11 protein-coding genes are annotated in these 12,708 nt (G+C 51.0%); 7 read left to right on the forward strand and 4 right to left on the reverse strand.

Annotation, left to right across the window (positions count from 1 at the left end; translation table 11 throughout):
* Positions 1-2: 2 nt before the first annotated feature.
* The gene (locus DES37_RS05990) at positions 3-980 is read right to left on the reverse strand and encodes an ABC transporter substrate-binding protein (protein WP_110025195.1); all 978 of its coding nucleotides are present in this window, start codon (positions 978-980) and stop codon (positions 3-5) included.
* A gap of 558 nt (positions 981-1,538) precedes the next feature.
* Between DES37_RS05990 and DES37_RS05995 the strand changes: the two genes are divergently transcribed.
* Both DES37_RS05995 and pptA read left to right on the forward strand, forming a co-directional pair.
* Positions 1,539-2,522, forward strand: a complete 984-nt coding sequence (locus DES37_RS05995; RefSeq protein ID WP_110025196.1) for an isopenicillin N synthase family dioxygenase — start codon at positions 1,539-1,541, stop codon at positions 2,520-2,522.
* A gap of 144 nt (positions 2,523-2,666) precedes the next feature.
* Complete coding sequence (pptA, locus tag DES37_RS06000; RefSeq protein WP_036113121.1) at positions 2,667-2,897, forward strand: tautomerase PptA; 231 nt, start codon at positions 2,667-2,669, stop codon at positions 2,895-2,897.
* A 91-nt stretch (positions 2,898-2,988) separates the two neighbouring features.
* Here pptA and DES37_RS06005 read toward each other — a convergent pair whose 3' ends face one another.
* A complete protein-coding gene (locus DES37_RS06005) occupies positions 2,989-5,028 on the reverse strand; it encodes a choline transporter (protein ID WP_110025197.1) in 2,040 nt (679 codons plus the stop codon).
* 272 nt (positions 5,029-5,300) lie between these two features.
* Here DES37_RS06005 and betI point away from each other — a divergent pair, with 272 nt between their 5' ends.
* The 3 genes from betI to betA are packed head-to-tail and all read left to right on the forward strand — an operon-like array spanning position 5,301 to position 9,105.
* Positions 5,301-5,891: a transcriptional regulator BetI gene (gene betI, locus DES37_RS06010; protein ID WP_110025198.1), complete on the forward strand. Its 591-nt coding sequence runs from the start codon at positions 5,301-5,303 to the stop codon at positions 5,889-5,891.
* 14 nt (positions 5,892-5,905) lie between these two features.
* Positions 5,906-7,378, forward strand: coding sequence for a betaine-aldehyde dehydrogenase (betB, locus tag DES37_RS06015; protein ID WP_110025199.1), 1,473 nt, complete (start codon positions 5,906-5,908; stop codon positions 7,376-7,378).
* 17 nt (positions 7,379-7,395) lie between these two features.
* Entirely contained in the window at positions 7,396-9,105 is a 1,710-nt protein-coding gene (gene betA / locus DES37_RS06020; protein ID WP_110025200.1) for a choline dehydrogenase, read from the forward strand.
* Between the two features lie 54 nt (positions 9,106-9,159).
* Here the strand turns inward: betA and DES37_RS06025 are convergent, their stop codons facing one another.
* Positions 9,160-9,573 (reverse strand): DUF2000 domain-containing protein, encoded by a 414-nt coding sequence (locus DES37_RS06025; RefSeq protein ID WP_036113134.1) that lies wholly within the window; start codon positions 9,571-9,573, stop codon positions 9,160-9,162.
* Positions 9,574-9,692: 119 nt separating this feature from the next.
* Here DES37_RS06025 and DES37_RS06030 point away from each other — a divergent pair, with 119 nt between their 5' ends.
* Positions 9,693-10,187 (forward strand): Lrp/AsnC family transcriptional regulator, encoded by a 495-nt coding sequence (locus DES37_RS06030; protein ID WP_110025201.1) that lies wholly within the window; start codon positions 9,693-9,695, stop codon positions 10,185-10,187.
* Positions 10,188-10,368: 181 nt separating this feature from the next.
* Positions 10,369-11,931 carry a methyl-accepting chemotaxis protein gene (locus DES37_RS06035; RefSeq protein ID WP_110025202.1) on the forward strand — a complete coding sequence of 521 codons (1,563 nt, stop codon included), beginning with the start codon at positions 10,369-10,371 and terminating at the stop codon, positions 11,929-11,931.
* A 114-nt stretch (positions 11,932-12,045) separates the two neighbouring features.
* Here DES37_RS06035 and DES37_RS06040 read toward each other — a convergent pair whose 3' ends face one another.
* Complete coding sequence (locus DES37_RS06040) at positions 12,046-12,693, reverse strand: TetR/AcrR family transcriptional regulator (RefSeq protein ID WP_110025203.1); 648 nt, start codon at positions 12,691-12,693, stop codon at positions 12,046-12,048.
* Between the last annotated feature and the right edge of the window lie 15 nt (positions 12,694-12,708).

A 12,708-nucleotide genomic window follows, 5' to 3' on the forward strand; every position in this document is an offset into this window, starting at 1 on the left:
CATTACATGGCGGTTTTGGGGTAAAATTGTGTGGTATAAGCGGCTTTCCAGTCTGTCGCTGAATTCAGCAGCCCGGCATCAACCATGAAATTGCGGGTAGCTTCCCAGCGTTTGTCGGTCATCACGCCCACACCGCCTGTTGTGGCATCGCCCCCTTCAATAAGTTGCAGTTTCTTCATTTGGCTGATGCCGAACGCCAGCACGGCATCCGTCATTTGTGGGTTCTCTTTTTTAATTAATGCATTACCTGGCGCCGGATTTTTCAGGTAACTTTTCCAGCCTTCCATAGAAGCCTCAACAAAGCGTTTGAGGACATCGGGTTTCTCTGCCAGCAAATCATTACGGGTAACCAGAATGCCGCCATATGCCGGGTAGCCGTATTTAGCAAACAGCCAGAACTCACTGTCAGGCTGGGCTTGTTTTGCCTGTTGCACTTCTGAAGTGGCATAAGCTTGTTGCGCCGTATTTTTGTCTGCCAGAAAAGGCTGCATATTAAAGGTATAAGGGCGAACCTGGCTGTCTTTCAGGTGGTACTTCGTTTTCAGCCACGGCCACCAACTGGCTTGCCCACTGGCAGAAACCAGAATGGTTTTTCCTGTTAAGTCATCAAGATTTTTAACATTACCGTGGGTCAGTAAACCTTGCGGGTCAAACTGGAAGGGGGCAGCAATGGCTTTCAGGGGAAAATGCTGTTCAATGCCTTTGAGTACCTGCAAATCATAGCTCACAATGACATCGGCACGTTTGGCGAGCAGTAAAGTCATATTATTCAGTTGCGGCCCACCGGCACGCACATCAACATCCAGACCATATTTTTTATAAATCCCGGTAGCCACCGCCTGGTAATAGCCACCTTGCTCAGCCTGGGCAACCCAGGTGGTCTGCAGAACCAGCTTGTCATTGGCGTGGGCGAAATGGGTAAACATTGCTGCAAACAGCAGGGAAGTGGCGACGGGATGGCATCTGAAATTAAACGACATAAAACCCCCAAAGAGTAATGGACAAGTAACGCCTCATCAGGGGTGCGGTATGCTCATTGCAATACGCGTGGCTCCTGATGAGGAACCGCTAACGTTGCAGAGCAATGTCCCATGCGGGCTGGCCGCACTAACCGCTTATACTCTGAATCTACCATTGCAAAGGCAGTGCCAGTTCCAATCTGAAATAACTAATACATTGATATAAATATAAAAAATCAATATCCCGCTAGCCAGCCTTACCAAAAGATAGTGAAATGTAAATACCAGGTTACATTATTGTGCACTGTAGTGAAACAAAAGTTGCACCAGTGCACTGACATTGTGCGTGCCATGCAGTGATTAGCTGTGCAGGCCACATAAAAAACAATAGTTTTCAATATGATAAATAAAATAAGATTACTGGCATGGCTTTTGCTGGAATAGTTTTGAGTAGAAGCGTTCAGCCGGTTACCTGTCTTTACCGGTGGGTCATTGCTCAATGTGCACCACAATCAGTGGTGTTTACTGAGTTGTGGCCCAAAGCACCGGGCCACCCCTGTCTTTTAAAGAGGGTGAACCATGAATCAACCTGTCACAGCTACTTATTCACTGGATGAACTGAATAAAGAAGCCACTATGGGCGCACCAGGCCTGGAATCCCAGCGTGAAGTCCGTGTCATTGACATGCAAGGCTATGCCGGGCGTAAAACAGAGATTGCCGACGAGATTTGGGCTGCCGCCACAGATATCGGCTTTTTTCAGCTCAAAAACCACGGCATTCCTCTTGAAAACATTCAGTCTGCATTTGAGCGTGCTGAGCAATTTTTTGCCCTTCCTCAGGAAACTAAAGCACGTTACCCACTGAACCGTAATGCAGGCTGGGAAAGCAAAGCTCAAATACGCCCATCGACCGGTACGCCAGACCAGAAAGAGTCCTGGCAATTAACCCGGCCTCGCATGGCTGGCCTGTGGCCGGAAGAAGAGGTATTACCCGGGTTTCAACAGGAGACGCTGGCATTTGAGCAGCAGTGCTGGGCGCTGGGTATGCAGGTACTGTCTTGCTTTGCTCTGAAACTCGGATTCAGCGAGGATTTTTTCACCACGGCACATGACCCGGCGAGCCCGGGCTACCAGAGCACATTACGCATGCTGCACTATTACCCGGTACCACTTAACACGCAATCCTGGCGGGCTGGCGCTCACACCGATTTTGACTGCCTGACACTGTTATTCCAGCGCGCCGGGCAGGGTGGTTTACAGGTTTGCCCCGGCAAAGAGCACCAGAGCCAGGCGTGGACACCCATTGAACCGTACGACGACGTGATCACCTGCAACATTGGCGATATGTTAATGCGCTGGAGTGATGATCTGTTGCCTTCTAATTTCCACCGGGTGCGTAACCCCAGGGCAGGTGAATATAATGGGCCACGCTATAGCCTGGCTTTTTTCTGCCAGGCCAATGAAGAGGTGGTCATTCAGGGGCCTTTGGGGAAATACCCGCCAGTTAGTGCCAAAGACTACCTGGCTCAGCGCGTCAGTGCGAATTTTTCCGGGAAATACTGACGCGAATTTTTGTGCTCATAACCGGCGGGCTCCCGCCGGTTATCACTGCTTACACAATCCTGAGTAAAAGCGGGTATTTTTGTGTGAAACCCTGGAAAAAACAGGTTATCTTGCTCACTTGCCTATTTTCTGGAGAGTAACGATATGCCCCATGTTGATATTAAGTGTTATCCCCGAGAGTTAACCCAGGAACAAAAAAAAGCACTGGCAGATGACATTAGCCAGGTATTGCAAAAACATTTGCAGGCAGCAGAACACACTGTATCGGTGGCTCTGGGCTATATTTCACCTGAGCACTGGAAAACACAGGTATATGACCGTGAAATCGCACCAGAAATGGATAACCTTGCCAAAAAACCAGGGTATGAACTCTAGTTTATTCTGGTCATCAGACTCGAGCGCCTGAAGGCGCTTTTTTTATGCAAAAAACCGCCACACAATGTGCAGCGGTTTTAACTAATGCCGGTCAGGCGGCAGGGAAGACAATAGTATTCCCCGGCGCTTCGCGGTGCAGGTGAATGAAGTTCAGATGCCGCTCGTACTGATCCAGAATATCTGTAATAACCTGTTCTTTACTGTAGCCCATCAGGTCGTTCCCCTGGCTACCTTCACGCAGGAAAGTCTCCAGGCGGAAGTAAGTGGATTTTCCACTCTGAGCCCGGTAGGTAAAGCCCGGAATGGCATAGCGCTGCGGGTGAATTTGGTAGATGAAATCGGAGTCATCTCCCAGGCCAACACGCAGTGATAAATAGCCAGGTTCCGATGCATCTTCCACATTCGGCACATGTTTCCATTCCACTTCCGCGCCACTGTTCGCCAGTTCGCTGGCAACTTCTTCCATAGCTGGCTGGCAGACGGTTTCCATCATTTTCTCGGTATATCCCTGCCCGGGGTAGTTCATCAGGCGCGAGATGCGTTTTTTCCAACTGAGCCGCCCTTGAGCTTCCGGAACAGAAGCTAAATCCATTGTGGCACTGGCTCGTCTGTAATCTTCAATCTTGAGCGATTTATACAAACCGGCTATCACAAAGAACATGACAAAGCTGAAGGGTAACCCCATGATCACAGTGGTATTCTGCAAGGCAGGTATCCCATTAGTCATTAACATGCCGATGGTAAGAACACCAATCGCCAACGACCAGAAAATACGCAGCCAGTTAGGTGCATCACTGTTAATATCTTTCAGTTTGGCTGTGAAGTTACTCAGCACCAGTGCGCCGGAATCCGCGGATGTAACATAGAACAGCAGGCCGGTGATAGTGGCAATAGACGCGCTGAACGTGAACCCGGGGTACTGCGCCAGTAACCCATAAAAACCGCGCTCAGGGTGCGCCATGGCTTCGGTCGCGAAACCTGCATCACCATGCATGATGGCATACAGAGCGCTGTTACCGAAAACCGACAACCACAGCAGGGTGAAAGTGAAAGGAATGATAAGCGTACCCAGCACAAACTGGCGAATGGTACGGCCACGGGAAATTCGGGCCAGGAACAGCCCAACAAACGGTGACCATGCCACCCACCAGGCCCAGAAAAACAGCGTCCAGTTGTTCATCCATTCGGTTGGCCGGTTAAACGCGAAGCTGTTCAGGGTCATTCCCATAAAGCGGTTAATGTAATCCCCAACATTCAGTACCAGGGCATTCAGCAAGAATTCGGTATTACCGGCAAACAGCATAAACAGAATCAGGCCAAGAGCCATCAGTACATTGAGTTCCGATAACAGGCGAATGCCTTTATTAACCCCTGAGGTTACGGAAATAGTGGCAACCAGCACGGAAAACGCAATTAAGCCAATTTTCGCGCCCATGGAATCGGGAACATCAAACAGCACATTCAGCCCATAGTTAAGCTGAACAACACCAATCCCCAGAGTGGTGGCAATACCAAAAATCGTACCAATTACCGCTGCGATATCCACAGTGTGGCCAATTGGGCCGTTAATCCGTTTGCCAAAAATCGGGTAGAGCGCAGACCGTATCGCAAGAGGTAACTTGTAGCGGTAACTAAAATAGGCCAGAGCAATGCCCATCAATGCGTACATTGCCCAACCTGTCAGGCCGTAATGGAACAAAGTCCAGACCATTGACTGGCGTGCGGCCTCAACGGTTTGCCCGGCGCCTTCCGGCGGAGACATATACTGGGTAACCGGCTCGGCAACAGAGAAGAACATCAAATCAATACCTATCCCTGCGGCAAACAACATCGCCGCCCAGCTCAGCAGGCTGAATTCAGGCCGCGAGTGTTCAGGCCCGAGCTTGATATCGCCGTAGCGGGAGCAGGCGAGAAAGACTACAAAGACGATATACAGCGTGGCGGCCAGTAGGTAATACCAGCCAAACGTTGCTGAAACCCAGCTTAGTGTGCGCCCTATTATGGTCGCGGAAAAATCCCGGAACAGGATAGTACAGAATGAAAACAACAAAATCAGCCCGGCGGAAAACCAGAAGACCACGGGGTTGAGTTTGTTTTTTTCCCTGGCGGGAGATGCATTCGGTGTCGTCATCAATTACCTCTGTTTAAGTAATGGTGACCGCCCTTAAGAGCAGCGCAGGTGACAAATATCCATTTGTTAAGTTGTATGCAGGTCAGATCCTTACCTGCTCTTATCATGAATTGTTTATTTTCAATGCATTATGTAAATTTCTAAATCAAAAAATGCTTTTTTCCTTAACCATAGCAATCATTACATGTAACAATTAATACACATTTTTTATTGAACGTTCAATTAAAAAAAGATTAAATAGATAACAAATATTGATGAATGAGGCCGTAACAATGCCAAAAGTGGGGATGCAGCCAATACGGCGCAGACAACTGATTGATGCCACGCTCAGCGCCATAAACGAGGTGGGTTTGCATGATGCAACCATCGCGCAAATTGCTTCACGCGCAGGTGTCTCCACAGGAATTATCAGCCATTACTTTCGTGACAAAAACGGTCTGCTGGAAGCGACTATGCGCGATATCACGGCGCATCTCCGTGACGCAGTGGTAGGGCGGTTACGCCAGGTGGACCCGGCAGATGTCCATGCCCGCCTGAGTGCCATTGTTGAAGGTAACTTTGATGAAGGCCAGACCACATCGGCTGTAATGAAAGCCTGGCTGGCATTTTGGGCTGCAAGTATGCACCACCCAATGCTGCACCGGCTGCAGACCATCAGTAGCCGCCGGTTGTTATCCACCCTGGTTGCGGAGTTTCGCAAAGTCATGCCACAACCGCAGGCAAGGGGGGCAGGTTACGGGCTGAGTGCGCTGATTGATGGGCTATGGTTACGCGCCTCGCTAAGTGGCAAACCTTTTAACCGGGTGCAGGCTATGGCAATTGCCATGGTTTATATCGACAACGCATTGTCAGGCACCGATTAACACAGGAGAAACACATGTCCCTATTGGGTGAACAACAACTCTACATCGGCGGGCGTTATGTCCCGAGTGTGGCAGGCACCACCTTTGAGACCATCAACCCGGCCAACGGTAATATACTGGCCCAGGTTCATGCTGCCGGGCAGGCAGATGTGGACAAAGCAGTTGCATCCGCCGCCCGCGGCCAGAAGATCTGGGCAGCAATGACAGCAACGGAGCGTGGCCGTATCCTGCAAAAAGCGGTGGCGATATTACGCGAACGTAATACCGAACTGGCTCACCTGGAAACGTTAGACACCGGGAAAGCGTTCAGTGAAACCAGTACCGTGGATATTGTCACCGGTGCAGACGTCCTGGAGTACTACGCAGGCCTGGCAACGGCACTGGAAGGGCAGCAAATCCCGCTGCGGGACAGTGCGTTCGTTTACACCCGCCGTGAACCGCTGGGTGTGGTTGCCGGAATTGGTGCGTGGAACTACCCCATTCAGATTGCGTTATGGAAATCTGCGCCCGCTCTGGCAGCAGGTAACGCCATGATCTTTAAACCCAGCGAAGTCACCCCATTGACGGCGTTGAAATTGGCGGAAATCTACACCGAAGCGGGTTTACCTGATGGCGTGTTCAATGTGTTACCCGGCACCGGGCCTGAAACCGGGCAGTGCCTGACCACCCATCCGGGGATTGCCAAAATATCCTTTACGGGTGGTGTTCCGACCGGGAAAAACGTGATGGCCAGCGCGGCATCGTCCTCGCTCAAAGACGTCACCATGGAGTTGGGTGGCAAATCACCACTTATCATCTGTGAAGACGCACCAATAGAGATGGCTGCCGATATCGCGATGATGGCGAACTTTTTCAGTTCAGGCCAGGTGTGCACCAATGGCACCCGCGTTTTTGTTCCTGCAAAAATGAAAGCAGCCTTCGAAGCGGCTATCTGTGAGCGTGTTGCCCGTATCCGTGCTGGTGACCCGTTAGCCCCTGAAACTAACTTTGGCCCACTGGTGAGTTTCCCACACCGCGACCGGGTAATGAACTATATCGCCAAAGGCAAAGAAGAGGGTGCGCGAGTGTTATGTGGTGGTGGAGTACCTCAAGGCGAAGCGTTTGCGGCCGGAGCCTGGGTGGAGCCGACAGTCTTCACCGATTGCCGCGATGATATGACGATTGTCCGCGAAGAGATTTTTGGGCCAGTAATGAGCATCCTGACCTGGGAACAAGAAGACGAAGTCATTTCACGAGCCAATGACACGCAGTATGGTCTGGCCGCTGGCGTAGTAAGCCATGATATTCGCCGCGCACACCGGATTATTCACCAACTGGACGCCGGGATCTGCTGGATCAATACCTGGGGTGAATCGCCTGCGCAAATGCCAGTCGGCGGTTACAAACAGTCGGGCATTGGCCGGGAAAACGGTCTGGCAACCCTTGAGCATTACACCCAGTTAAAATCAGTCCAGGTTGAACTGGGCGAATTCAGTTCTTTGTTTTAACCCCTGAGGAGCGACGAATGAAATATGATTACATCATTATCGGCGCCGGGTCCGCAGGAAATGTGCTGGCCGCGCGTTTAACGGAAGACCCGCAAACCACGGTGCTATTACTGGAAGCAGGCGGGCCTGATTACCGCATGGATTTCCGCACCCAGATGCCTGCAGCACTGGCGTACCCCTTGCAGGGACGGCGGTATAACTGGGCCTATGAAACCGAACCAGAACCGCATATGAATAACCGGCGCATGGAGTGTGGCCGCGGAAAAGGGCTGGGCGGTTCATCACTGATTAATGGCATGTGCTATATCAGGGGGAATGCCCTTGATCTGGATAACTGGGCGCAGGACCCGGCTTTGAAACACTGGGATTACCGCCACTGCCTGCCTTACTACCGCAAAGCTGAAAGCCGCGACACTGGTGCAAACCCATGGCATGGTGGAGATGGGCCGGTCAGCGTGACCACACCGAAAACTGGCAATAACCCGCTATTCAACGCCATGGTGGAAGCGGGTGTTCAGGCAGGCTACCCACGCACTGAAGACCTGAATGGTTACCAGCAGGAAGGTTTTGGCCCAATGGACCGTACAGTCACACCGCAGGGCCGCCGCGCCAGTACAGCCCGTGGTTACCTCGACCAGGCAAAGCAGCGCGCAAACCTGACCATTGTCACCCACGCTTTAACCGACCGCATTATTTTCGACGGTAAACAGGCGGTAGCCGTTGAGTACCTTGAAGCTGACAGCAACATCCCAGTACGCGCTGAAGCAGCACGCGAAGTGTTGTTATCTGCAGGAGCCATTGCCTCGCCACAAATTCTGCAACGCTCAGGAGTGGGGCGTGCAGACTGGTTACAGGAACTGGGGATCCCGCTGGTGCACGAATTACCCGGTGTCGGGGCTAACCTGCAGGATCACCTGGAAATGTACCTCCAGTATGAGTGCAAAGAGCCTGTCTCGTTATGGCCTGCGTTACAGTGGTACAACCAGCCTGCAATTGGCGCCGAGTGGTTGTTCAAAGGTACCGGCGTTGGTGCCAGTAACCAGTTTGAAGCCGGAGGGTTTATTCGTTCCGATGCCCGTTTTGCATGGCCAAATATTCAGTATCACTTTCTGCCGGTAGCCATCAATTACAACGGTTCAAATGCTATCCAGAAGCACGGTTTCCAGTGCCATGTAGGTTCGATGCGCTCACCCAGCCGTGGCCGCGTAAAACTGCGCTCCACAGACCCACGTGAAGCGCCAGGCATTCTGTTCAATTACATGTCCTGCGAGCAGGACTGGGAAGAGTTCCGGGCAGCCATCCGCCTGACGCGCGAAATCATGCAACAACCTGCACTGGATAAATTCCGTGGTGAAGAAATCAGCCCAGGTTCCCGGTGCCAAAGTGACGAAGAGCTGGATGCATTTGTGCGTGAACATGCAGAAACAGCGTTCCACCCTTGTGGCACATGCAAAATGGGCAGCGATGAACTTGCTGTGGTTGATGGTGAAGGGCGGGTACATGGCTTAAGCGGATTACGGGTAGTGGATGCCTCCCTGATGCCGCAAATTGTCACCGGTAACCTCAATGCCACCACGATTATGATTGGTGAAAAAATTGCCGACATGATCCGTGGCCGCGAAGCACTACCGCCATCAGATGCGGATTATTACGTGGCTGGTGATACACCAGTGCGTAAAGCGCCACTGCGTGACATCGCGGCCGAAAGTGCCGTACCGGAAGTATAACCTCTGGAAGTAGGGCCCCTGGGCGGGGCCTGAATTTGTTATTGCTGAGATCGTTCAGCGCAATAATTTGAGCGCCCCGGTCAAAGAGCGAACCCACTTACGTGGCCCGCATAATGCGATACCATCCAGCGGTTCTGCGCTCAAATCCCGCCGGGCAACCTCTGCCAGGTAAGTATCTATCTGTTGAATCTCCCGGGCAAAAGAGGGGTAAACCACCATTGCGCTGCGGCTGTCACGCGTTTGGCAGCGCTGCAACAAAAGTTGCAGTGTTGCGGAGTCAGCCTGTAAAACTGGCATTGGCAAACGACTGCTGGTATCAAACCATAAACCAGCCTGGTCACTGACTTGCCCGGCCGAAAGAGCAGGGAACCTGGCTCCCAGGCCCGTTGCCAGTGTTCCAACGGTATTTGCCAGCAACCCGGCAGGTAATGCCGGGTTAACAACCACGGCAAGCGCAAAATCATCCATCCTGTTTTCCTCCCCTGTGTTTTCTGCCAATAGTCTGGCACTGTTACAGTGAAAAAAGGTTTCTCAATTTGCGTGTTATTGCTTATAAAAGGAATTATTTTTCCGGAAAATTAGAGTTTATGGAAAATCTGACCGTTTCCTTGCACAAGAAAGATATTCAGTTACTGATGCTATTACAGCAAGATGCCCGGCTCACTAATCAGCAACTGGCAGAGCAGTGTGGTATGTCTGCCACCCCATGCTGGCGGCGAATACGCCAGCTTGAAGAAGCAGGGGTGATTGCCGGTTACCGGGCGGTGCTGGACCGTAAAAAAACCGGGCTGGGAATTCTGGCCTTTGTCCGGGTTAATATTGACAGCCACAGTGAACAACAGGCAGTCAGTTTTGAGCAGGCAGTATGCGAGTTACCTCAGGTGATTGCATGTTATGCCATCGGTGGTGGTGCAGATTTTTTATTACAGGTTGTAGCTCGAGACCTGGATGACTATTCAGACTTTGCCATGAAAGTTATTCGCCGCCTGCCGGGGATAAAAGCGATGGAAACCTCATTTGTGCTTAAAGAGATTAAGCCACTTAGTGGGTTGCCCGTTGGTGATGGATGTCGTTGGCCGTGATTGGATGCGTTTTTTTAGTGACTCAGATCAACAAAAAACGTTTCAGCCAAAGCGTAAATTCATTAACATAATGGATATCAGTAAGTTACATAAAAACGGAACTAATTAAAACCATAAAGTTTTACTGAATTGAGTCGTTATATAGCAGCACTGACCCTTAATTTTATTCAGGCTGCAATAAATGAAAAAACTTACCTTTTTTTATAAAATAGTCCTCAGTTTTTCACTTATTTTGGTACTTATGGCGGTCGTTGGCGCCGTTTCTGTTTACCAACTCAACAGTAATAACCAGCGGATCGTTGATTTCCGTAACGAGCGCGTTCCCGGTATTCGCTACACTCTGCAAATGCGCGGCATCCTGTCGGAATTACGTTTACAACAGGTGCAAATGATCGCCTCTAAAACACTCAAGGAGCGTAACGGGCACCGCGAAGAACTGGCTCAGGCCATTGCGAACTTCCTGGCTGCAGAGCGGCAGTATGTGGCTCTGGATACTGAAAACAGCCGCTCAGCGCTGGCACAAAACGTGGTGGACAACTTTGCTTCGTTTGCCGATGCTAACCAGTTGGTACTGGCAGCACTGGACAAAGAAGATCTTGCCGGAGCCAGCCAGATCAGTGGGCAGAACTCTGCTAAATACCGTACTCAATTGATGAAAGATCTGGCGCAACTGGTCGACCAGGAAATTGCTGCAGGTGAACGGTCATCAGAAAAGGCTGCTGAAAGCTACAATTTCGCGGTAAAAATGTTGTTAGCACTGGGGGCCTTAGCATTACTGGCATCGGTCATCATCGCAATAAAACTTACCCGTAACCTGTCCAGCCAGTTAGGTGGTGAACCGGCTTATGCCATGGGTATTATGCGCCGTATTGCCGACGGCGACCTCACTGTGCCTATTACGCTAAAGGCAAAAGACAGCACCAGCCTGCTGGCGTCACTTGATAGCATGAAAGAAAAGCTCAAACTGACAATCAGCAACATTATGGCTGGCAGTACCAGTATTTCGCAGGCATCAACTGAAATAGCGCAGGGTAACACTAACCTGGCGCAGCGCACGGAAGAGCAGGCCGCTTCATTATTGGAAACTTCCACCAATATGACGCGCATTACTCAAACCGTGAAAGAAAACACCGACAACGCGAAAACTGCCAGCCAGTTGGCTCAGCGTACCTCAGATGCTTCGGTGGAGAGTTCACATATTGTTGAGAATATGATTGGGCAAATCCAGAATATTTCCAACAGTTCCAAAGAGATAGTCAATATCATTGCGGTCATCGAAAGTATTGCGTTCCAGACTAACTTGCTGGCACTGAACGCCGGTGTGGAAGCCGCGCGGGCAGGAACCCAGGGGAAAGGATTTACTGTAGTGGCTAACGAAGTGCGGGTACTGGCGAAGAAAACCGCTGACGCAGCTCAGGACATCAAAAAACTCATTGATGACACCGTCGATAAAATTAACCAGGGCTCATTACAGGCTGCACAGGCCAGTAAAGCGATGGAAGACATTAAAGCTTCAGTGAACCAGGTGACAGCCATTGTTGGTGATATTTCAATGGCCAGTGATGAGCAAAACACCGGTATTAGTGAGATTGGCCGGGCAGTTGAGCAAATGGACCTGGTTACCCAGCAGAATTCAGCACTGGTTGAACAGGTTGCGGTTGCCGCGCAGTCATTGTCGGAACAGGCAGATTCGCTGCATGAAGAAGTGCGCTTCTTCCGCCTGGAGACCACGCAGGATTACTAACCTGCGTTAATTAGCCTGGATAACTATCCAGGCTACAACACTACACGACCAGGTAACGAACAACTCGCAGGGGCGTTTGCAGACTCAAATAGCAAGTGTGTGGTCGTAGCCAGGTTAACCCCCAATGCCGCAGTTCAGTATTGCCAGTGAATGCTTTACCACTGTATCCGCATCCAGGTGCCTGAAACGCTCATCATGTTGCATGCGCACAACAGGCACCAGTACCAGAGACAAGACCGAGGTAATGAGTAACTCAGGGGAGAGGGCGGAATTCAGCTTTCCGGCATCTTGCCAGGCTTTTATTTTTGCCATCAGCGCCTGATATTTGTCATCACCCGCACTGGCCGCCATATGCGCCCGCAACACCGGAATTTCACCGGAGATTTCCTGCATCCACAATGGCGCAAACCACTGGTGTTGTTCCGCCTGGTTTACCAGTTCACGCACCATAAAAGAGAATGCCTGAACCGGGTTGTCTGCATGTGCCGTGAAATGTGCAGTCATGCGTTCGCGAATAGGCATAAATCGCTCCTGGACAATGGCATCCAGCAACTGCTCACGGGAGTGGAAGTAGTAATGCATCATGGCCGGAGTAACACCGGCTTCTCTGGCAATCCCGTTTAAAGACGTAGGCGCAACCCCCTGACGGGCAAACAAACTCAGCGCAATATCCAGCAGTTGTTCACGGTTCGCCGTATTACCTTTTCCACCACGCGGGCGCCCAGGCTTGCGTGGTGAAGTCGCTTTTTGTGCGGTAGTCATTTCCCTCTCCCTTGA

This window comes from Mangrovibacter plantisponsor (assembly GCF_003182475.1).
Lineage (GTDB): Bacteria > Pseudomonadota > Gammaproteobacteria > Enterobacterales > Enterobacteriaceae > Mangrovibacter > Mangrovibacter plantisponsor.

What these genes read in the sequence shown, in the direction of transcription:
- DES37_RS05990 (WP_110025195.1), bottom strand. Translation starts at nt 980, where the DNA reads ATGTCGTTTAATTTCAGATGCCATCCCGTCGCCACTTCCCTGCTGTTT.
- DES37_RS05995 (WP_110025196.1), top strand. Translation starts at nt 1,539, where the DNA reads ATGAATCAACCTGTCACAGCTACTTATTCACTGGATGAACTGAATAAA.
- pptA (WP_036113121.1), top strand. Translation starts at nt 2,667, where the DNA reads ATGCCCCATGTTGATATTAAGTGTTATCCCCGAGAGTTAACCCAGGAA.
- DES37_RS06005 (WP_110025197.1), bottom strand. Translation starts at nt 5,028, where the DNA reads ATGACGACACCGAATGCATCTCCCGCCAGGGAAAAAAACAAACTCAAC.
- betI (WP_110025198.1), top strand. Translation starts at nt 5,301, where the DNA reads ATGCCAAAAGTGGGGATGCAGCCAATACGGCGCAGACAACTGATTGAT.
- betB (WP_110025199.1), top strand. Translation starts at nt 5,906, where the DNA reads ATGTCCCTATTGGGTGAACAACAACTCTACATCGGCGGGCGTTATGTC.
- betA (WP_110025200.1), top strand. Translation starts at nt 7,396, where the DNA reads ATGAAATATGATTACATCATTATCGGCGCCGGGTCCGCAGGAAATGTG.
- DES37_RS06025 (WP_036113134.1), bottom strand. Translation starts at nt 9,573, where the DNA reads ATGGATGATTTTGCGCTTGCCGTGGTTGTTAACCCGGCATTACCTGCC.
- DES37_RS06030 (WP_110025201.1), top strand. Translation starts at nt 9,693, where the DNA reads ATGGAAAATCTGACCGTTTCCTTGCACAAGAAAGATATTCAGTTACTG.
- DES37_RS06035 (WP_110025202.1), top strand. Translation starts at nt 10,369, where the DNA reads ATGAAAAAACTTACCTTTTTTTATAAAATAGTCCTCAGTTTTTCACTT.
- DES37_RS06040 (WP_110025203.1), bottom strand. Translation starts at nt 12,693, where the DNA reads ATGACTACCGCACAAAAAGCGACTTCACCACGCAAGCCTGGGCGCCCG.